The organism is Micromonospora sp. WMMD710 (assembly GCF_029626045.1).
GTDB lineage: Bacteria > Actinomycetota > Actinomycetes > Mycobacteriales > Micromonosporaceae > Micromonospora.
Map to the genome: position 1 here is coordinate 466,101 of NZ_JARUBD010000001.1, position 20,380 is coordinate 486,480.

The 20,380-nt window shown below is 73.0% G+C and carries 18 protein-coding genes and 1 pseudogene; 13 read left to right on the forward strand and 6 right to left on the reverse strand.

What is annotated here, in order from left to right:
• Positions 1-5 precede the first annotated feature (5 nt).
• Positions 6-878, reverse strand: a complete 873-nt coding sequence (locus tag O7620_RS02310) for a class I SAM-dependent methyltransferase (RefSeq protein ID WP_278121618.1) — start codon at positions 876-878, stop codon at positions 6-8.
• An 85-nt stretch (positions 879-963) separates the two neighbouring features.
• Between O7620_RS02310 and O7620_RS02315 the strand changes: the two genes are divergently transcribed.
• The 3 genes from O7620_RS02315 to O7620_RS02325 are packed head-to-tail and all read left to right on the forward strand — an operon-like array spanning position 964 to position 3,020.
• On the forward strand, positions 964-1,512 hold the full coding sequence (locus O7620_RS02315; protein ID WP_278121620.1) for a hypothetical protein: 549 nt from the start codon (positions 964-966) through the stop codon (positions 1,510-1,512).
• A gap of 22 nt (positions 1,513-1,534) precedes the next feature.
• Positions 1,535-2,332 (forward strand): alpha/beta fold hydrolase, encoded by a 798-nt coding sequence (locus O7620_RS02320; protein ID WP_278121622.1) that lies wholly within the window; start codon positions 1,535-1,537, stop codon positions 2,330-2,332.
• 58 nt (positions 2,333-2,390) lie between these two features.
• The gene (locus O7620_RS02325; protein ID WP_278121624.1) at positions 2,391-3,020 is read left to right on the forward strand and encodes an HAD-IA family hydrolase; all 630 of its coding nucleotides are present in this window, start codon (positions 2,391-2,393) and stop codon (positions 3,018-3,020) included.
• 68 nt (positions 3,021-3,088) lie between these two features.
• On the opposite strand, the pseudogene O7620_RS02330 reads toward O7620_RS02325, so the two are convergent.
• A pseudogene (locus tag O7620_RS02330) lies at positions 3,089-3,373 on the reverse strand (hypothetical protein); the annotation flags it as partial.
• 120 nt (positions 3,374-3,493) lie between these two features.
• Between O7620_RS02330 and O7620_RS02335 the strand changes: the two are divergent.
• Positions 3,494-3,982, forward strand: coding sequence for a GNAT family N-acetyltransferase (locus O7620_RS02335; RefSeq protein ID WP_151489701.1), 489 nt, complete (start codon positions 3,494-3,496; stop codon positions 3,980-3,982).
• A gap of 86 nt (positions 3,983-4,068) precedes the next feature.
• The gene (locus O7620_RS02340) at positions 4,069-5,211 is read left to right on the forward strand and encodes a polysaccharide pyruvyl transferase family protein (RefSeq protein ID WP_151489700.1); all 1,143 of its coding nucleotides are present in this window, start codon (positions 4,069-4,071) and stop codon (positions 5,209-5,211) included.
• 9 nt (positions 5,212-5,220) lie between these two features.
• On the opposite strand, the gene O7620_RS02345 is transcribed toward O7620_RS02340, so the two are convergent.
• Together O7620_RS02345 and O7620_RS02350 are read right to left on the reverse strand one after the other, a co-directional pair.
• A complete protein-coding gene (locus O7620_RS02345) occupies positions 5,221-5,427 on the reverse strand; it encodes a hypothetical protein (protein WP_278121629.1) in 207 nt (68 codons plus the stop codon).
• 186 nt (positions 5,428-5,613) lie between these two features.
• On the reverse strand, positions 5,614-6,486 hold the full coding sequence (locus tag O7620_RS02350; protein ID WP_278121631.1) for a carbohydrate kinase family protein: 873 nt from the start codon (positions 6,484-6,486) through the stop codon (positions 5,614-5,616).
• A gap of 183 nt (positions 6,487-6,669) precedes the next feature.
• Between O7620_RS02350 and O7620_RS02355 the strand changes: the two genes are divergently transcribed.
• Together O7620_RS02355 and O7620_RS02360 are read left to right on the forward strand one after the other, a co-directional pair.
• Positions 6,670-10,011, forward strand: a complete 3,342-nt coding sequence (locus tag O7620_RS02355) for a DEAD/DEAH box helicase (protein WP_278121632.1) — start codon at positions 6,670-6,672, stop codon at positions 10,009-10,011.
• Complete coding sequence (locus tag O7620_RS02360; protein ID WP_278121634.1) at positions 10,011-10,904, forward strand: SWIM zinc finger family protein; 894 nt, start codon at positions 10,011-10,013, stop codon at positions 10,902-10,904. Before O7620_RS02355 ends, O7620_RS02360 begins: the two co-directional genes overlap by 1 nt.
• A gap of 67 nt (positions 10,905-10,971) precedes the next feature.
• Here the strand turns inward: O7620_RS02360 and O7620_RS02365 are convergent, their stop codons facing one another.
• Positions 10,972-11,229, reverse strand: a complete 258-nt coding sequence (locus tag O7620_RS02365; RefSeq protein ID WP_139586530.1) for a DUF3040 domain-containing protein — start codon at positions 11,227-11,229, stop codon at positions 10,972-10,974.
• 431 nt (positions 11,230-11,660) lie between these two features.
• Here O7620_RS02365 and O7620_RS02370 point away from each other — a divergent pair, with 431 nt between their 5' ends.
• The 5 genes from O7620_RS02370 to O7620_RS02390 are packed head-to-tail and all read left to right on the forward strand — an operon-like array spanning position 11,661 to position 17,952.
• Complete coding sequence (locus tag O7620_RS02370; protein ID WP_278121635.1) at positions 11,661-13,748, forward strand: DUF1800 domain-containing protein; 2,088 nt, start codon at positions 11,661-11,663, stop codon at positions 13,746-13,748.
• An 8-nt stretch (positions 13,749-13,756) separates the two neighbouring features.
• Entirely contained in the window at positions 13,757-15,139 is a 1,383-nt protein-coding gene (locus O7620_RS02375; RefSeq protein WP_151489695.1) for a DUF1501 domain-containing protein, read from the forward strand.
• The gene (locus tag O7620_RS02380; RefSeq protein WP_278121636.1) at positions 15,136-16,554 is read left to right on the forward strand and encodes a ferredoxin reductase family protein; all 1,419 of its coding nucleotides are present in this window, start codon (positions 15,136-15,138) and stop codon (positions 16,552-16,554) included. The genes O7620_RS02375 and O7620_RS02380 overlap by 4 nt, the downstream gene beginning before the upstream one ends.
• Before the next feature lie 11 nt (positions 16,555-16,565).
• Positions 16,566-17,180: an FMN-binding protein gene (locus O7620_RS02385; protein WP_278121639.1), complete on the forward strand. Its 615-nt coding sequence runs from the start codon at positions 16,566-16,568 to the stop codon at positions 17,178-17,180.
• A gap of 49 nt (positions 17,181-17,229) precedes the next feature.
• The gene (locus O7620_RS02390; protein WP_278126821.1) at positions 17,230-17,952 is read left to right on the forward strand and encodes an FAD:protein FMN transferase; all 723 of its coding nucleotides are present in this window, start codon (positions 17,230-17,232) and stop codon (positions 17,950-17,952) included.
• A gap of 263 nt (positions 17,953-18,215) precedes the next feature.
• On the opposite strand, the gene O7620_RS02395 is transcribed toward O7620_RS02390, so the two are convergent.
• Positions 18,216-18,887 (reverse strand): bifunctional DNA primase/polymerase, encoded by a 672-nt coding sequence (locus O7620_RS02395; RefSeq protein ID WP_151489708.1) that lies wholly within the window; start codon positions 18,885-18,887, stop codon positions 18,216-18,218.
• 248 nt (positions 18,888-19,135) lie between these two features.
• On the opposite strand from O7620_RS02395, the gene O7620_RS02400 reads away from it, so the two are divergent.
• Complete coding sequence (locus O7620_RS02400) at positions 19,136-20,365, forward strand: helix-turn-helix domain-containing protein (protein WP_278121641.1); 1,230 nt, start codon at positions 19,136-19,138, stop codon at positions 20,363-20,365.
• Positions 20,366-20,380 lie beyond the last annotated feature (15 nt).

A 20,380-nucleotide genomic window follows, 5' to 3' on the forward strand; every position in this document is an offset into this window, starting at 1 on the left:
CGGACTCAGGTGCGATCGGCGACCATCACCCGGCTGTGGGTCAGTGACGTGGCATGGCGGATCGGCACCCGAAGTGCGCGCGCCGTCTCGAGCAGGTCGTGCTCACCGGTGACGGTGAAGCCGTGTCGGGCGAGCAGGGCGGCCATGGCCGCAGGCGTCCAGGTCGAACGCCATGGCTCGGTCGCCCAGACACTTCGCCGGCCGGTCGACGCCATCAGTAGCCGCGCGACGAGCCGGCCCAGCGTCACGGACGTTCCGGGCAGTTGAAAGTTGACGATGAGGCGGCTGTTCGGCGCCGAGCAGGCGGCGAGCGCGGCGACCGTCGTGGACACCTCCGCCGTGGTCAGGTAGGGCACGACGCCCTCCCAGATCCACGACGTCGGCTCGCTGGGGCGATGCCCCGCGGCTGCCAGCGCCTCGGTGAGCCGGTCGTGGCCGAAGTCCACCGCGACGAACGTCGGTGGGGTACCGGGCAGGCCCTCGGCGCGTTCCCGTTTGTCGCGTTGACTGCTCGGCTGGTCCACCTCGAAGACCAGCGCATCGGCGAGTTCCGGCATTCGCCAGGCGCGACCGTCCAACCCCGCCCCCAGGATCACCACCTGCGGGCTGGGGTGAGCGCGTACGGCGTCGTCGATCGCGACCGTCCGGGGCACGATCATCTCGGCGTTGGCCCGTACCGACTCGTAGTCGACCCGTTGCCGCCACGGCTGGGGAACAGCAGCGTCGCGTACCCACTGGACCGCCTCGCGCTCGTCGGCGCGGAGCAGGCGGATGGCCGTCGGATCCGCGAACCGGCCGGCGGCGATCAGCCCGTGCGCCGCCGCGCGGCCCTGGCAGACCAGCACCGCTGTACGACTCGCGGGCAGGGCCTCCGGCACGGTTTCGCTCCTGTCCTTGGTCTGGTGTCTGCGCTGCGGTCGACGGTAGCTGACACCGGCCGCGTCGGCGCTTCATGATGGGCGCGTGCAGGACACCGTCGCCGTCGCGCTGATCACCGCACTGTCCACGTTGGCCGCCGCGGCCCTGACCGGGCTGGTCGGTGCCCTCAGCACCCGCCGGCAACTGGCCCATCAGCTCACCGTCGCCGGCCAGGAGAGCGCCGAGCGGCGGGCGACCCGCCGCGACGAGCTGCGGCGGGAGGCGTACGTCGGGTTCCTGAGCGCCTGCGACCGGGCGTACCGGCAGTTGGACCGGCGCTGGCTGGAGGCTGCCAAGAGCGAGCCAACGTCCGGCTACGACGAGGCGTACACGGCGATGCGCGCCGTCGACGAGGCGTACAACCTGGTGTTGCTGGAGGGTCCGGCGGACGTCGCGGCGGTGGCCCGGTCGGTGCTGGCCAGTCTCACGACTGAGTACGCCGACCAGCGCCGGCTCGGCGACGAGCCGGGCGACGCGGCAGCGCCGCTGCGGGACCGACATCGCGACCGTTGGCTCGCCGCGATCGAGGTACGGACGAATCGCCGGATTGTGTTCGTCGACGTCGTTCGTCCGGTGTTGGATCGGGACGGGTGACGCCGACGAGCGGGAGGGCCGGGTGAGCTACGCCGAGGTCAACGGGCTGCGGCTCTGGCACGAGTCGGACGGCGACGGCCGGCCGTTGGTGTTGCTGCACGGCGGCTACGGGTCGGGGGAGATGTTCGCCCCGATCGTCCCGGCGTTGCGCGGTCGACGTCGGGTGATCACCGTCGACCTGCAGGGCCACGGGCGCACCGCGGACGTCGACCGCCCGCTGCGCTACGAGACGATGGCCGACGATGTCGCCGCGCTCCTCGGCCTCCTCGGGCTGGCCACGGCCGACGTACTGGGCTACTCACTGGGCGGCGGTGTCGCGTTGCGAACCGCCATCCAGCATCCGGCGCTGGTGCGGCGGCTGGTGCTGGTGTCCACGCCGTGCCGGCGCGCCGGGTGGTATCCGCAGGTCCTGGCCGCCATGGCCGGCCAGGACGAGCGGGTCGGCGAACAGATGCGCGGCACGCCACCGCACCTGCTCTATGAGCGCGTCGCCCCGCGACCGCAGGACTGGCCGCGACTGTGGGCCAAGAGCGGTGACCTGCTGCGTCGGGACTACGACTGGTCGGGCGAGGTGGCCCGGCTGAGCATGCCGACGTTGCTGGTCTTCGCCGACGCCGACTCGATCCCGATCAGCCACGTGGCCGAGTTCTACGGGCTGCTCGGCGGCGGGCACCGCGACGCCGGAGGGGACGGCACCGACCGTCCCGCCGCCCGACTGGCCGTGCTGCCCGGCCATACGCACGCCGACATCGTCGGCGCGCCAACCCTGCCGGCCGTCGTGCTGCCGTTCCTCACCCACCCGGTCGGCGCCCCCACCTGACCCACCGACCGCCGAGGTCCGAGATCGGCTCAACGGGGCACCGCCCTATGCTCTGGTCGTGGATCTGTCCGGCATCGACGCGGTGCTCTTCGACATGGACGGCACCCTGGTCGACTCCGACGCCGCCGTCGAGCGGGCCTGGGAGCGATGGGCCGCCGAATACGACACCGACCCGGTGGCGGCGCTGGCCATCGCGCACGGCAGTCCCGCCGACCGCACCGTGCGCCGGTTGCTGCCCGGGCTGGACGATTCGGCGGTCGCCGCCGCCTCGGCCCGTCAGTTGGCGTTGCAGTACGACGATCTGTCCGACGTGACGCCCACCCCCGGTGCCCACGAGCTGCTGCGGACGCTGGCCCGGCTGGGGCTGCCCTGGGCGGTGGTGACCAGCGCCGACGCCCGGCTGGCCACGGCCCGGCTCGGTGCCGCCGGCATCGACCCTCCCGTGCTGGTCACGGTCGAGGACGTCCGCGCGGGCAAGCCGGACCCGGAGGGTTACCTGCGGGCCGCCGCGCTGCTCGACGTGTCGCCGGCGCGCTGCCTGGTCGTCGAGGACGCCGAGGTGGGGCTGGAGGCGGGGCGGGCGTCCGGCGCGGTGACCGCCGCGTTGAAGGGCCTCGACGGCGACGTCCGTCTCGACGACCTGACGCAGTTGGCGCACCGGCTGGAGTCGGCACCCGCGTCCTCCTGACAGCGGGCCGCGACCGCCGCCGCAGCTGACCGACCGGGCCGGTGCCGGCCCTCGGCAGGCCCAGCGGGTCAGGCCAGGCGCTGGGCCAGCCAGGGGAGCAGGGCGTCGGCCTGGGCCTGCTGGAACGCGCGGACGGTGGGGATGCCCTGCGGCGGCGGGCGCCGGGCGCTGTCGGCGAAGAACCCGGCCAGCCCGGCGTACACGCCGGTGAGCGCCCAGGCCATCACCTCCAGGGCGTTGCGCACGCGGTTCAGTTCGTCGGCCCGCCACGGCGTGGCCGGGTGTCGACCCTCCACATCGGAGAAGACCAGGGCCACCCACTCGCCGTCGTCGACGCAGCCCAGCAGCCGGGGCGTCCCGCCCGACCCAACAACCCCATTCCCCAACCCCTCCCTCGGGGTGATCATGAGGTTGGCGGGCATTGTTGAGATCAGATCGTCCGTCAACCTCGTGATCACGAAAGGGAGGGGTCGGTGACACTTCACCTGACGCCGATGACCGGGCAGGAGTTGGACCGGTTGTTGGGGCCGCTGGAGCGGGCGTACGCCGAGGATCTGGCCGCGCACCGCGGGTTCACCCCGCAGGCCGCCCTGGAGCACTCCGCGCTCCAGCTTCGGCAGCTGCTGCCGGCGGGCGCGGTCACCGAGGGCGCGCTGCTGCGGGTGGCCCGGGTCGGCGACACCGAGGTCGGCTGGATCTGGGTGACGCTGCCCGGGGCGGCCGGAGCGACCGACAAGCGCCGGGCCTGGATCCACAACATCGAGGTGGATTCCGCGCACCGGGGACGCGGGTACGCACGGCGGATGATCCAGCTCATGGAGGCCGAACTGGCCCAACTCGGCGTACCCGAGCTGGGACTGAACGTGTTCGGCTCGAACACCGTGGCGATCGGGCTGTACCGCAGCCTGGGCTTCGAGGTCACCGCCCAGCAGATGGCCAAACGGATCGAACCGGTCGACTGAGCCGGCCCCGGGGCGGTCTCCCCGGCAGGACTGTTCACCTGCCCAGCGGGAAACCCGCGCAGACCGCACCTGGGGAGGAGCGACGGATGACGCACGGCGCCGGACTGACCATCGGTGTGCTCGGCTCGTACGGTGGCCGGAACCTCGGCGACGAGGCGATCCTCACCGGTCTGCTGACCGACCTGCGCACGCAGGAACCGAATGCCCGGATCATTGTCTTCTCTCGCAACCCGGAACACACCCGGGCCGCCCACCCGGACGTCGAGGCGGTGCCCTGGGAGGGCGTCAGCCGCACCGACTCCGCTCTCGTGCTGGCCCAGCTCGACCTGCTCATCCTGGGCGGCGGCGGGATCCTCTACGACCGGGAGGCCCGCCGCTACCTGCGGGTCGTCCGGGTCGCCCAGGAGCGCGGCCTGCCCCTGATCACGTACGCGGTGGGGGTCGGGCCGCTCAGTGACGCGGTGGACACCGGCATGGTCCGGGAGACGTTGGCCAGCGCCACCCAGGTGACGGTCCGGGACCAGGAGTCCCGGATGGTGCTGGAGGAGGCCGGACTGCTCAACCCGATCACGGTCACCGCCGACCCGGCGTTCCTCCTGGAACCGGCCGACTTCCCGGCCCACCTGCTGGCCGAGGAGGGTGTGCCGGCCGGCAAACGCCTGGTCGGCATCAGCGTGCGGGAGCCGGGACGGGCCGCCGAACGCCTCGACGTGGACGGCTACCACCGGTTGCTCGCCCAGATCGGTGACTTCCTGGTGCACCGGATCGACGCGTACGTGCTGTTCGTGCCGATGGAACGCGACGACATCCGGCACTCGCACGGCGTGCTGTCCCACATGGTCGCCGCCGAGCGGGGGCGGATCCTGCACGGCACGTACTCGCCGGAGCAGATCCTCGGGCTGATGCGCCACTTCGACCTGGCCGTCGGGATGCGCCTGCACTTCCTGATCTTCGCGGCGATGGTCGGCACACCGTTCCTGCCGCTGCCGTACGCCGGCAAGGTCTTCGACCTGGCCCAGCGTCTCGGTGTGCCGGCGCTGCGTGGCGTGGAACGGGAGGTCGAGGGCCCGCTGCTGGCCGAGGTGGACCGGCTGTGGGACGAGCGGGAGCAGCGCGCCGACGCCACCGCCCGACGGGTCGCGGAGGTGTGCGAGCAGGCCCGGGGCACCTCCGAGGTCACCCGCGGCGTGCTCGACAGCCTGCGCAACCAGACCCTGACCCGGGTCTGAGCCGGCGGGTCACATCGCCGGGCCGGTCCACCGGTAGCGCCACTCGCGGGACTCCTCACGGGCGTTTTCCAGCTCGTAGATCTGCGCCTGGGCCAGGCCGCCGGACCCGAGGTGGTGGTGGGTCAGCGGCGGGCGGCCATTGGTGTCCAACTCGACGGTGACGGTCTGCCCGTCCGCCGTGCCGCCGACGAGGAGGATCTGCACGGATGAACCCATGCGCCCATCCTGCCCGTCGTGTCGGCCGCCCGCAGCGGTTAGCGGGGCAGCGCTGGAGCTGTTCCGTCGCTAGGGTCGGTGGATGGATCAGAGGATCGATCCGACGCTCGGCCCGGTGCTGGCCCGCCAACATCCTGCGTGAGCTGACCGACGGCGCCACCGGCGCACTCTGAGCCGACCACGGCGTCAACTGGTGGGCAGCAGTCCCGGCGGATACTCCATGCCGTCGTGGGTGCAGGCCGCGGCGGCCACCCGCGCCGCGTACCGGGCCGCGTCCGCCAGCGGCTCGCCCCGTAGCCGGCCGGCGATCAACCCGGCCGCGAAGGCGTCGCCAGCCCCGTTGCTGTCCACCACCGGCCTCGGTGGGACGGCCGGTGGCACCGGCACCACCGAACCGTCGCCCGGGTACAGCTCGGCGCCGTCCGCGCCCCGGGTCACCACCACGGTCCGGGGCGCCAGCGTGCCGGCGAGCGACGCGGCCCGTCCGGCCAGCCGCACGCCGCTGACCAGGATCAGGTCGGCGACCTCGGCGAACGGCGGATGGTAGGGGTTCTCGCCGTCCCAGTCGTGCAGGTCGGTGGAGAGCGTCACGCCCGCCGGGAGGGCGGCCCGCACGGCGGGCAGCAGCGGCACCGTCCAGTCCATGATCGAGACGTGTACGTGCCGAGCGTCGCGGACCAGTTCGGCCACCTCCGTGGCCGCGAACGGCGGACCGCCCCGCCACGGGCGCGGGTCGTACAGGGAGGTGCGCCGGCCGCCCGGGTCGACCAGGTTCACCGAGCGTCGGGTGCCGCCGCGGTCCTCGGCCAGCACCGCCGGCACCCCGGCCCGGGTCAACGCCGCCCGCACCAGATCGCCGGCCGGGTCCGCGCCGAGAGTGTCCACCACCCGTACCCGCAGGCCAACCGCCGTGGCGGCGAGCGCCACCCCGGCGCCGGTGTTGCCGATCCGCAGCTCGATCGGCTCGACGGTGTGCGAATCGGCGGCCGGTAACGGCAGCGCCGGCACCCGCACCCGCACGTCGATCCCGAGCCCGCCAACAACCACCAGGTCAACCATGCCCCCGACGCTAACCCGTCGCGGCCACACCTCCACCCCACGCGATCTTGCACTTTCTGTCGCGGGCAAAAGGTGCATCCCGCGCACACCGTCGACACACAGTGCAAGATCGCGTAGGTGGGGTGCGGAAGCTCGTCCACGAGGCCGCCTATTCTGGGCGCGGGCGGCGACGAGGGGGAGCAGGTGCTGGTCATCCACGGGCTGTGGTTGCCCGGCGACGGCTCGGCCGGCGGCCTCGCCGTCTGGGGCGAGGACAGCGGCGCGGCTCCCGCTCCGACCCGCTCCGGCCGGCCGCCCCGGGAACGCCCGCACCCCTTCGCCGCCGGGCACGCCGACCTGGTCGCCGCCCTCGCCGACGCCGCCGAGCCGGCCCGTCCGGACACCGCGCTGGTCACCCTGCCCACCCGGGCGGGCGCGCCGACCGACTCACCCGAGCTGATCCGGACCGCCGTCGCACCCCCGGCCCGCGGCCGGCTCACCCTGGCCGGGTGGCGGGTGCCCATCCTCGTGTACGCCCCGGACGACGCACTGCCGCTGCTGCGCGCCCTGGACGAGGTTGCGGCGGTGCCCGGGGCGACCCTGCGCCACCTCGCCGAGCTGGCCGACTTCGCCGCCGACCTGGTGGCCCGGGGCCGCGTCCTCCCGGGCGTGAGCGCGACGGTTCCTGAGCCTGGCGTGCCCGCGCGGGCGGCCGGACGGCTCCCGTCCGGGGGCGGGGCCGAGGTGACCGCGCGTGCGGCCGGACCGCTGCCGTCCGGGGGCGGGGCCGAGGTGACCGCGCGTGCGGCCGGACCGCTGCCGTCCGGGGGTGGGGCCGGGGTGACCGCGCGTGCGGTGTGGCGTCCGCTGCTGACCGGCACCGACGCCGGCTGGGCGCGGTCGCTGGCGCTGGCCCTGCCGCCGGCCGCCCGGGCCACGGCCGGCCCCGGCGGCACCGAACTGGCGGCCGAGGCGCTGGTAGCGGACGCGTTGGCCGCGTTGACCGACGCCGCCGCGCGGGCCGCCCTCGCGACCACCACGCTGGCCCGCGGGGTACGCCCGGGCGGCCCGGCACCGGCCTGGCTGGCCGCGCTCGCCGGCCCGCACCGCGAGTTCACCGTCGATCCGGCGGCGCTGGACACGTTGCGCGGCGAGCTGGACACCTGGCAGCGCGACGCCGCAGGCGGCCCGGTGCGGGCCAGCTTCCGCCTGGTGGAACCGGCCCCCGACGAGGTGACCGAACCGATCCTGGCCACCCGCCCGGCCGCCACGGTGCCGACGGCGGCCGACTCCGTGCCGACGGCGGTGGACACCGTGCCGACGGCGGCGGACACCGTGCCGACGGCGGTCCACACCGTGCCGTCGCTGGTGGACGCCGCCGGTGCCGGGCGGTGGCGGCTGGAGTTCGGGCTGCAGCCGGCCGACGAGCCGGGCCTGCACGTCGACGCCGGGCAGGTCTGGCGGGCACCGCAGACCCTCGCCGGCCTTGCCGGCCGTACGACGAGCCCGCAGGAGACGCTGCTCGCCGAGCTGGGGCGGGCCAGCCGGCTCTGGCCGGACCTGGACTCCGCGCTGCGCACCGCCGCCCCCGAGGCGATGGAGCTGGACGTCGAGGGCGCCCACCGCTTCCTCAGCGAGGGTGCCCCGGTGCTGCACGCCGCCGGGTTCGGGGTGCTGCTGCCGTCCTGGTGGCAACGCCGGTCGGCACGGCTCGGCGCCCGACTGCGCGCCCGCAGCCGCACCGCGCCCGGCACGGTGGCCAGTGTGGACGCCGGCGTCGGACTGGACGCCCTGGTCGACTACCGCTGGGAGGTGGCGCTCGGCGACCATCCGCTGACCGCCGACGAGTTGGCGGCGCTGGCCGAGCTGAAGACCCCGCTGGTGCGGCTGCGCGGCCGGTGGGTGGAGCTGGACCCGAGCCGGCTCGCCGCGGGCCTGCGCCTGCTCCGCTCGGCGGGGGAGCTGACCGTCGCCGACCTGCTCCGCCTCGGGCTGACCGACGGCGACGACACCGGGGCGCTGCCGGTGCTGGAGGTGACCGCCGACGGGGCGCTGGGCGACCTGCTCGCCGGTGCCGTCGAGCGGCGGCTCACCCCGCTGGACCCGCCGCCCGGCTTCCGGGGCACGCTGCGGCCGTACCAGCAGCGGGGGTTGGCCTGGCTGGCCTTCCTGCGGTCGCTGGGCCTGGGCGGTGTGCTCGCCGACGACATGGGACTGGGCAAGACCGTGCAACTGCTCGCGCTGCTGGCCGGGGATCCACCGGACGCCGGGCCGACACTGCTGGTCTGTCCGATGTCGCTGGTCGGCAACTGGCAGCGCGAGGCGGCACGGTTCACGCCGAAGCTGCGTGTGCACGTACACCATGGTGCGGAGCGGGCGCGGGGGGCGGAGTTCACCGCGGCCGCACACGGCGCGGACCTGGTCCTGACCACCTACTCGGTGGCCGCCCGCGACGCCGCCGACCTGGCCGGCATCGACTGGCACCGGGTGGTGGTGGACGAGGCGCAGGCGATCAAGAACGCGTCCACCCGGCAGGCCGAGGCGGTCCGCGCGCTGCCGGCCCGGCAGCGGGTGGCGGTGACCGGCACACCGGTGGAGAACCGGCTCGCCGACCTCTGGTCGATCATGCAGTTCGCCAACCCGGGCCTGCTCGGGCCGGCCGCGACGTTCCGCAAGCGGTTCGCCGAGCCGATCGAGCGGCACGGCGACGCCGAGGCGGCCGAGCGGCTGCGCCGGATCACCGGCCCGTTCGTGCTGCGCCGGCTCAAGACCGACTCGTCGATCATCTCCGATCTGCCGGAAAAGCTGGAGATGGAGGTGCTCTGCAACCTCACCGCCGAGCAGGCCGCCCTGTACCGGGTGGTGGTCGACGACATGCTCGCCCGGATCGAGACCAGCGACGGCATCGAACGACGCGGGCTGGTGCTGGCCACCATGACCCGCCTCAAGCAGGTCTGCAACCATCCCGCCCAGCTGCTGCGCGACGGATCACCGTTGGAGGGCCGCTCCGGCAAGCTGGCCCGGCTGACCGAGATCCTGGAGGAGGTCCTGGCGGCGGGGGAGCGGGCGCTGCTGTTCACCCAGTACGCCGAGTTCGGCGCGATGCTGCGCGGCCACCTGTCGGCGCGCTTCGGCCGGGAGGTGCTGTTCCTGCACGGCGGCCTCGGCAAGGCCGAACGCGACGCCATGGTCGAGCGTTTCCAGTCGGCGGACGGCCCGCCGCTGTTCGTCCTCTCCCTCAAGGCCGGCGGCACCGGGCTCACCCTGACCGCCGCGAACCACGTGGTGCACGTGGACCGCTGGTGGAACCCGGCGGTGGAGGACCAGGCCACCGACCGGGCGTTCCGGATCGGGCAGCGTCGGCGGGTGCAGGTCCGCAAGTTCGTCTGCGCCGGCACGGTGGAGGAGAAGGTGGCCGCGCTGATCGCCGACAAGCGCAACCTCGCCGAGCGGGTGGTCGGCACCGGCGAGCAGTGGATCACCGAGCTGTCCACCGGGCAGCTGCGTGACCTGTTCAGCCTGGAGGCCGAAGCGGTGGTGGAGTGATGAGCACCGACCGGTTCGCCGACTACGGCCGTCCCCGCCGGGTCGACGGTGGACTGCGGGCGCGCAGCGCCCGAGGGGCGATCGGCCGGTCCTGGTGGTCGCGACGCTTCCTGGAGGTGCTCGAGTCGTTCGCGCTCGGCACCCGGCTGACGCGGGGCCGGTCGTACGCGCGGGCCGGTCAGGTGCTCCGCCTCGACATCGCGCCGGGGCGGGTCAGCGCCGAGGTGCAGGGCTCCCGACCCCGGCCGTACGAGGTCTCCATCGCGCTGTCGCCGTTCCCGGCCGCGCTCTGGACCCGGATCGAGGAGGAGCTGGCCGGACAGGCGTTCTTCAGCGCCCGGCTGCTCGCCGGGGACCTGCCCGACGAGCTGGAGGAACTGTTCGTCACCGCCGGCGCGCCACTCTTCCCGACCGGCGTGGACGAGCTGACCCAGCGGTGCAACTGCCCCGACTTCGCGGTGCCGTGCAAGCACCTCGCGGCCACGTTCTATCTCCTGGCCGAGGCGTTCGACGCCGACCCGTTCGAGCTGCTGCACTGGCGTGGCCGGTCCCGGACCCAGTTGCTCGACGCGCTCCGCGCCCGGCGTGCCGAGGCCACCGGCACGCCGGCGCCACCCGGACCATCCGCCCTGGACATCGAACCGTCCCTGGTGGACACGACACCGGCCGGTACGGCCCGCGCGCTCACCGGCCTCTCGGCGGCCCTGATGACACAGGCCCTGGACCGGTTCTGGTCACCGCCCGTGCCGCTGCCCGACCGGCCGCCCCGACTGGCGACCGGCCCCGACCTGCTGCTGCGTCAGCTCGGCCCACCGGCGCCGAGCATCGGCGGGCCGGGGCTGCTCGAACGGCTGCGCCGCGCGTACCGGGCGTTCGGCCCGGCCGACCGCTGAGCCGTCACGTGCACCGGCTGAGCCGTCACGTCCGCCGGCTGAGCCGGCACGTGCACCGGCTGGGTCGTCACGTCCAGCGGCGGCGGAATCGCCACATGATCGCGGCGTTTGCCACCAGCACCACCGCGCAGATCGCCCCGGCGAGCCGGCCGGCGAACACGGTCATCGCCGGCAGCGACGCCCACAGCACGATCGTCAACAACATCAGATAACGGCCCCGACGGGCCCGGACCCGATGGTCCAGCCGGGCGAAGAAGGCCGGGTCACTCTCCCGGAGCTGACGGGTGATCTGGTCGAACCTGCGCTGATCCTCTTTGCTGAGCATGGCGCTGCCTTCCCCTCACGCGTTCAGCGGTCCGGCGGCATACCCGCTGCGGTGGCCGCTCACGCTCACCCGCTGCTGGTACTTTTCCCTCGCGCGAGAGCACTTCACGTCTGGCTTATCCGAACCTTAAGTTTGCCTGTGGTGCCGAACCACTCCGAAAGTGCCGCGTACGACCGCACGGTCCGCTCCGTGCCCGGCTGCCGCACGTACGCCCTGCTGAGAAGGTGCGCGGCCCGCCTCGGCGCGCGGCCCGGCGCGGATGTCGTACTGAGGGCTGTCTTAAGTGCCCGCACGAGGGCGTTCGGGCTGCCTTGAAGGCACCTGAGCGCTTGGTTACCTTGCCGTAGCAACCCCCTCAGGCAACAGTCGCCGCACCTGCCGCACCTGCCCGGTCGCAGCTTCCGGCGCTCATCAGAAATCGGGATTGGTACATGGCCGACCAGAATGTGCCACCACGTCGACCGCGGGACGACCGCGGTTGGGACGGACGCCAGCACCACACCGCGGACGGGTACGCCGAGCACCACCCGTCCGCGTCGTACGGGTACGACACGCCCCACCCCTATCAGGGCGGCTACCCGGCGCAGGCCGACCCGCGCGAGCAGTACGGCGACGGCTACGCACAGCCCGCCCCCGCCCCGCGTGGGCCGCAGTGGGTCGGCCCGGAGGGCCTCGGCCGCCCGGCCCCCGCCCGCACGGCCGGCACCGGACTGCCCACCCTGGACGATGACGATGAGCCGGGCCGCAAGGTCGGCCGGCGCAGGGCCATGGTCGCGATCGGTGGCACCGCCGCCGTCGTGGCCGGTGGCGCGGCCCTCGCCATGACCCCGCAGATCCGCAGCCTCTTCGGTGACGAGGCGGCCGGTGACGCGACCGGCAGCACGGTGACCGACGGCACCGCGGCGCGGCCCAGCGGCCAGCAGCCCAGCACGGTGCGCACCTACACCGAGCAGAACGAGAGCTACATGGGCTCCCGCGCCGGCGAGGCGCTGAAGAAGAACGCGCCCACCGGCGGCCGGACCTTCTCCGGCCCCGCCGCCGCGGCGGCGGAGACCCAGGTGACCGTCAAGACGGTGCTGGCCAAGGACCCGATCCTGCACCTGGCCCGCCGGACCACCTTCGGCGCGACGCCGGCCGTGGTCGCCGACATCAAGAAGCTGGGCATCGACGGCTGGATCCGCGCCCAGATGGAACCGGACAAGCTGGAGCCGAGCAAGGCCGAGTTGAAGCTCGCCGAGCTGCCCACCCAGAAGCTCGACGTGCAGCAGTTGCGCGCCCAGCGGGACCAGCTCAACGAGCAGGGCGCCCAGCCGGAGCGGGAGATGGTCGACGCCACCATCGCCCGGCAGATCTGGTCCAAGCGCCAGCTGTTCGAGGTCATGGTCGACTTCTGGAACGACTTCCTGCACGTCGCCGCCGACTTCGACGGCGGGGAGGTGTACCGCAACTCGTTCGACAAGGACGTCGTGCGCAAGCACGCCCTGGGCAGCTACCCGGAGATGCTGGTCGCCGCGAACAAGCACCCCGCGCTGCTGATCTACCTGAACCAGAAGGACTCCCGCAAGGACGCCATCAACGAGAACCTCGCCCGGGAGAACCTGGAGCTGTACTCGGTCGGCGTCGACGGCGGCTACAAGGAGCCGGACGTCCGGCAGGCGGCCATGCTGCAGACCGGCCGCGGTGTCGACGACAAGGGCAAGTACGTCTTCCGGCCCGAGCAGCACTATGTCGGCAAGGTGAAGATCCTCGGCTTCAGCCACGCCAACAACTCGTCGGACCCGAAGAAGGCCGAAGCGGCCATCGACGCGTACATCACCTACATCGCGATGCACCCGTCGACCGCGAAGTACGTGGCGCAGAGCCTGGCCACCCGGTTCGTGTCGGACACGCCGCCGAAGTCCCTGGTGGACCGGCTGGCGAAGACGTACACCACCAACAAGGGCATGATCAAGCCCGTGCTGATGACGCTGTTCAGCTCCTCGGAGTTCTGGGCCGCCGTCGGTCAGAAGGTGCGCCGGCCGATGGAGTACCTGGTCGCCACGTACCGCACCCTGGGTGTGTCGCCGGACGCGTCGCCGAAGCACAACAACGGTGACAACAAGCGCACCCCGTACGCCCGGGGCCTGCGGCAGATCCACGACAAGATGCGCGAGCTGGGCCACTTCCCGATGGGCCAGCCCACCCCCGACGGGTACCCGGACGTCTACGTCGCGTGGACGTCGGCCGGCACCATGCTCAACGGCTGGAACGAGGCCGGTGAGATCGTCGCCGGTTACCGGACCACCTTCACGTTCACGGCGCCGGAGAAGTTGGTCGCCAAGCCGCCGACGACGGCCGGCGCGTACGTGGACGCGCTCGCCCAGCGCCTGGTGAACCAGAAGCTGAGCACCCGGGAGAAGAACCTGATCCTGGGCGTGGCCGGTGTTTCGGCGACCGCCAAGGTCGACGCCACGTTCAACGGGGCCATCACCGCCGTCGCGCGGGCGATCCTCGCTTCCCCCCAGCACCACCTCCGGTGAGGCACCCGATGGAGACGACTGTGTACAACTCATTCCCCCTGCACCCCGAATGCCCCGACCTGCGGCGGCTGGCGGACAACCCGACCGAGGCCCTGCTGCGCGCCGAGGCCGACCTGGTCGCCGCCGAGAACGCGGCCGAGGCCGATCGCTACCGCACCCTGGAGGACCTGGAGGAGGCCCAGCAGGACGGTCGCGGCGTCACCCGGCGTACCTTCGTCGCCGGTGCGGCGGCCACCGCCACCGCGCTGGCCACCGCCCAGTTCGTCACCACCTCGGCGTCGTTCGCGGCGACCAAGACCGGCACCCTGATCCACGTCTTCCTCTACGGCGGGCTGGACGGGCTGAGCCTGATCGCGCCGGACAACGACCCGGTGCTCGCCAAGGCCCGCCCCGACCTGCTGCTCGGCAACGACTCGCTGGCCCTGGGCCGCGGCTTCAAGCTGACCAGCGCGTTCAAGCCGCTGGAGAAGTGGCTCACGGCCGGCCAGTTGGGCTTCATCCCGGCCGTGTCCGACGAGCGGCTGTCGCGCAGCCACTTCCAGGCCGCGGACGCCTGCAACCTGGGCGGGCTGCCCAACGAGACCGGCGGCCGGGGTTGGCTCGACGGACTGGTCGACAACCTCGGCAAGGGCACCGCGTTCCGCAGCGTCGGCATCGGCAGCACGCTGCCCCGCTCGCTGGTCGGCAACAACGGCGCGATCTCGCTGAACAACGTCGGCTCCCTGCGGCTCAACGGTGACGATCGGTTCCGGGCCGCCACCGAGAAGGCCATCAAGGGGCTCTTCACCGGGATCAACCACCCGGTCGAGGAGGCCGTGCAGGAGGGCATGGGGGCGCTGGCCACCGCGCAGAAGCTCGCCGCCAAGCCGTACCAGCCCGTCGAGGGCGTCAAGTACGAGGGCGTCGGCAACGCGTTCCAGCAGCTCGCGCAGCTCATCAAGGGTGGCGCCAACGTGCGGGTCGCCACGGTCGGGATGGGTGGCTACGACACCCACGAGAACCAGGGCACCCGTGAGGGTGGTCAGCTGCACCGCCGGTTGAACGAGCTGGCCAGCGCGATGGCCGCGTTCTTCACCGACCTCGGCCCGCAGGCCGCCGACGTGACGATCATGGTGTCCAGCGAGTTCGGCCGCCGGGTCGGCTCCAACGGCGGCGGCACCGACCACGGGCACGGCGGCGTGGTCACCATCCTGTCCGGCAAGAAGCTGGCCGGCTCGCTGCTGGGCACCTGGAACGGTCTGGACAAGCTGGACTCCGGTGACGTGCCGGAGTACAACAACATGTTCAACGTCTACGGCGCGGTCGCGCAGGGCCGGTTCGGGCTCACCAACGCGGAGGTCGACAAGGTCTTCCCCCGCCAGAAGTACGCCCCGATGAAGCTGTACGCGTGACGGATTCGCACACCCACGCCGCCGGCCGCCGCACCGGGACCTCGTCCCGGCACGGCGGCCGGTCGGCGGTACCCGTACCCCCGCAGATCCCGGCCCGGCGCGGACCCGGCGGCCGGCGGCTGCTGGCCGCGCTGCTCCTGGTCGGGTTGCTCGCCAGCGTGCTGCCCTGGTGGCTGGGCACCCCCGCCGGTTCGCTGAAGTCCACCGCGGCCACCCTCAGCGCGGCAGGTCGGATCACCGGCCTGGTCGCCGGCTACCTGCTGCTCGTGCAGGTGCTGATGATGAGCCGGCTGTCGGTGCTGGAGCGCTGGATCGGCGGCGAACACCTGAGCCGCTGGCACCGCGATGTCGGTGCCACCCTGCTGGTCGCGGTGCTGGCGCACCTGTCGCTGATCCTCGCCGGGTACTCCGAACTGCGTAAGCAGTCGATCCTCGCCGAGGTGGGCACGCTCCTCGGCGAATACGAGGACATGGTCTCGGCGTTCGTCGCCGCCGGCATCATGATGCTGATCGGGTTCAGCAGCATCCGGGTGATCCGGCGCGCGCTGCCCTACGAGCTGTGGCACCTGCTGCACCGGTCCAGCTATCTGGTGCTGCTGCTCGGGTTCGGGCACCAGTTCACCCACGGCGCGCAGCTCTACCGGCCCGGTCCGGTACGCACCGGCTGGATCGCGATGTACGTGCTGGTGGTCGCCGCCCTGCTCTGGGGTCGGGTGATCGCGCCGCTGGCGTTCAACCTGCGTCACCAGCTGCGGGTCGCCGACGTGGTCGCGGAGAGCCCGGACACCGTCTCCATCTACCTCACCGGCGAGCGACTCGACCGGCTGGCGATGCTCGGCGGTCAGCACTTCCGCTGGCGGTTCCTCACCCGCGGCTGCTGGTGGCAGTCGCACCCGTTCTCCGTCTCGGCCGCGGCCAACGGCCGTTGGCTGCGGCTCACCGTCAAGGTGGTCGGCACGCACACGGCGGACCTGCGCGACCTGGACCAGGGCACCCGGGTCTGGGCGCAGGGCCCCTCGGGCACCTTCACCGCCGCGCACCGGGTCCGCGAACGGGCGCTGCTGATCGCCGGCGGCAGCGGCATCACGCCGATCCGGGCCATGCTGGAGGAGCTGCCGCCGGGCGCCGCGCTCATCTACCGGGCCCGCACACCGGCCGACGTGCTGCTCAGCCGGGAGCTGGACTGGCTGGCCCAGGAACGCGACACCTCCCTCTGGTACGTCATCGGCTCCCGCGACGACCCCGGCCCCCGCCAGCTGATGAGCCCCGACGGGTTGCGTCAACTGGTGCCCGACGTGGCCCGACGCGACGTCTACCTGTGCGGGCCGCCCGGGCTGGTGGAACAGTCGGTGCGCGCCCTGCGCCGGGCCGGCGTCCCCCGCCGGCAGATCCACCTGGCCACCTTCGAGTTGTAGGAGGGCATCGCATGCGTCGCGCGTTCCTCGCGATCACCGGCCTGGCCGCCAGCACCACCGCGCTGGTGGTGCTCAAGGGTTCACCGGAGGCCACCCAGGTCGCCCAGAACCTGCCGAGCGGGCAACCGGTCAACCCCGCCGGACCGGGCGCCGACCCGAGCGCCGAACCCGCCGCCGATCCGGTGGCGGCCGCCTCGACGCCGTCGGCGGCCCCCGGCGCGCCCTCGTCGCCCACACCCACCAAGACCACCACCGCCCGCCCGTCCGGCACCAAGACGACCACGAAGGCCCCCAGCGCCCCACGGACCACCACCAAGGCGCCGCAGTCGACCACCCGCCGGGTCACCGGAGCCGGCTTCGACGCCAAGGACGGCAGCGAGACGTACGGGTACGTCCAGGTCCAGATCGTCGTCTCCGGCAACCGGATCGTCGACGCCGTGGCGCTGTCCCTGCCCAGCGGGGGTGAGTCCGACATCCACAGCGGTGACGTCCGCAGCAGCTACGACGGTAGCGGCGGCGAGGTGGTGCGGAAGCAGAACGCCAACCTCAACACCGTCTCCGGCGCCACCGCGACCAGCAACGCCTACAAGCAGTCCCTGCGGGCCGCCATCGAGCAGGCGTTCTGACGTGCCGGCGGCGCTGATCCGCCCGGGGTTGTGCCGGGTCGAGCAGATCATGGGTACGACGATCACGCTCGACCTCGCCGACGACCTGCCACCGGCGACCCTGCGCGAGCTGGCGGACGACGTCTTCGCCTGGATGCGGGAGGTGGACGGCCGGTTCAGCACGTACAAGCCGGACAGCGAGGTGTGCCGCTTCGACCGGGGTGAGGTGCTGCTCTCTGAAGCGTCGGCGGACCTGCGGTTCGTGCTGGAGGCGTGCGCCGACCTGTGGGGCGCCACCGACGGGTTCTTCGACGCGTACGCCACCGGCCGGCTCGACCCGTCCGGGTTCGTGAAGGGCTGGGCCGCGCAGGTCGCCTCCGACCGGCTGCTCGCCGCCGGGGCGGGCAACCACTGCGTGAACGCCGGCGGCGACGTGCGGGTGCGGGGCCTGTCCCCGTCGGGGGAGCCGTGGCGGATCGGCATCCGGCACCCGTGGGACGCCATGGCGACCTGCCTGGTGCTCACCGGGACGGACCTGGCCGTGGCCACCTCGGGCGTGTACGAGCGGGGACGGCACGTGCTGGATCCGCGCCGGGGCGTGCCGGCCGGCGGGCTGCGGTCGGTGACGGTGGTCGGCACCGACCTGGGCGTGGCCGACGCGTACGCCACCGCCGCCCTGGCCATGGGCGTCACCGGGATCGGCTGGCTGGACCGCCTCGACGACCACACCCACGCCGTCGTCACCGACGACGCCCGGCAGTACCACTCGGTCAGCCTCCCGCTGACCGACTAGCGGAGCGGGCGGTGCGTGCCGGCGGGTCGGGAGCCGGTGGGACGGGGACGGCCGGGGCGCGAGCCGGACGGCCGGGTGCCGGCCCAGCGGTGTCCTGGGTGGCTGCGCCGGGGCGGCTCGGTGCCGCCGGGATGAGGCGCTCTGTCGTCGGTGGACATCGTTCCCCCGTTCGTGGCGCTCGTCCGCGCCGTCCCCCTGTCAACGAGGACCAGCGCCCCGGCGACGCTGTCGGGCACCGGATGGATCGGCCGCCGGTCGTGGTGTCACATGCCCCGCCGGGGCAGTGGCAGGTGACCCGGGAGCAGGTCGGGTGCGAGCGTCACACCGTTGGCACGCAGCGCCTCGATCAGCGTGTTCTGCACGAGGTACGAGTCGGGGAGTTGCCAGCGGGCCTGCTCCGGGGCGACCGCCCAGCGGACCGGCCCCTCCGGCAGGCGGGTGGGTGGGGCGGGAATCCACGAACCCGGCCCGTGCCGGACCACGTGGAAGCAGTGCTCCAACTCGGGGCGCAGCGGATCACCGGGGCGGACCAGGAACATCCACCGTCCGGTGGGGGTGACCAGCACCGGCCCGCGTACGCCGGTGCCGGCCGGGTGGATCTGCACCGCGTCGAGCACGGGCCGGCCGAGGTTGGCGTGCACCTCCAGCACGTCGAAGGCGCGACCGGTGGGCAGCAGCACGCCGTGCGGGCGGGTGCGCCACCAGGTGGCGACCCGGGCCGGGTCGGCGCTGGCCGCCAGCTCCCAGTTCTCCAGGGCGGGGTGGCAGCCCACGGTGGGGCAGCCGGCCCGGCCGCAGACGAAGCGGCTGCGGGCCAGACACGCCCCGGGCGTGACCTCCCACCCGTGTGTGGCGTAGCGCATGGCGACCCGGCGCAGCCGGACGCGTTCCAATGGCGACAGTTCGGCGACGCGCGGTGCGACGTTCCCCCACATGTGTGCCATCTCCCCTCGTCGGGCCCGGCGGACGCCAGGTCGCATGTCGAGCACCGTCACTGCCGTAACCCACGATCGTTGAGGTTGACGAACGGCTCGTGCAACTTGCACGAAAAGTACGAGGACTGGCTGTACGGCTGACGCACATGCTGTGCGACCAGCGAAAACTTCAAGACGGACGACGGATCGCCGCACCCGCGGACATCGTCGCGGCCCGATGGCCGCGGCGCCAGGGGAGGGATGGGGAGATGGACGAGCTACCCATAGGGCGGCGAGTGGCCTACTGGCGGGGCCGGCGCAAGATGTCACAGCAGGTCTTCGCGGACCGGCTGGGCAAGTCGAAGAGCTGGGTGGACAAGGTCGAGCGGGGCGTCCGCCGGCTGGACAAGTTCTCCGTCCTCTACGAGATCGCCGACATCCTCCAGATGGACGTCCAACTGCTGTTGGGCAAGGATCCGGAGCGGCGCGCCGACGCGCTCAACTGCATCGACCAGGTCGAGGTGCAGGAGATCCGGGCGGCGTTGGAACGGTACGACTCGATGAGCGCGTACTTCGACGCGGCACCGTACCCGCCGCCGTTGGACGACATGCGCAAGGCCGTCAACCACGCCTGGCTCACCTACCAGTACGGCCGCTACGGCATGCTCACCCGGGCGCTGCCCAAGCTGCTGCGCGACGCGCAGGCGGCCGACGCCGCCTACGGCGGGGAGCGTGCCGCGGAGGCGGCCCACCTGCTCGGGCAGGTCTACCAGATCGCGTCCTCGGTGCTGCGCAAGCTCGGCGAGTGCGAGCTGGCCTGGCTGGCCGCCGACCGGTCGATGGCGGTGGCCCAGCGGGCCGACGATCCGCTGCTGGCCGGCATCGCCACCACCCGTGTCTGCAACGCGCTCGTCGCGATGGGTCGGGCCCGCCCGGCACTGGAGCTGAACGTCCAGATCGCCAACCGGCTGGCGCCCGCCAGCGGCACCGAGGTGTCCCCGGCCCAGCTCTCCGTCTACGGGATGCTGCTGCTGCAGGGCGCGATGGCGGCCTCCCGCATCGGTGACTCGGCGAGCGTCGACGACCTGATCAACGGTGCCGCGGAGGCCGCCGCCCGGCTCGGCGGCGACCACAACCACTACTGGACCTCGTTCGGCCCGACGAACGTGGAGCTGCACCGGGCCGCCGCCGCGGTGGAGCTGGGCGACGGTGGTCGGGCGGTGGAGGTGCACCAGTTGCGCATCGTGGAGCCCGCCTTCAACGCGCTGCTCCCCGAACGCCGCGCCCACCACCTGCTCGACATCGCCCGCGGCTACGCGCAGATCGGCGACGTGGCGAACGCGGGCGAGGCGCTGCTGCGTGGCGACCGGCTCGCCGCGTCGGAGATCCGGTGCCGGCCGATCGCGCACGAGGTGATGTCGGACATCCTGCGTCGCACACGTGGTGCGCCGCCTTCTCCGATTGCGGAGTTGGCTGAGCACATGGGAGTTGGGGTATGAGCGCGGAGCCGGTTT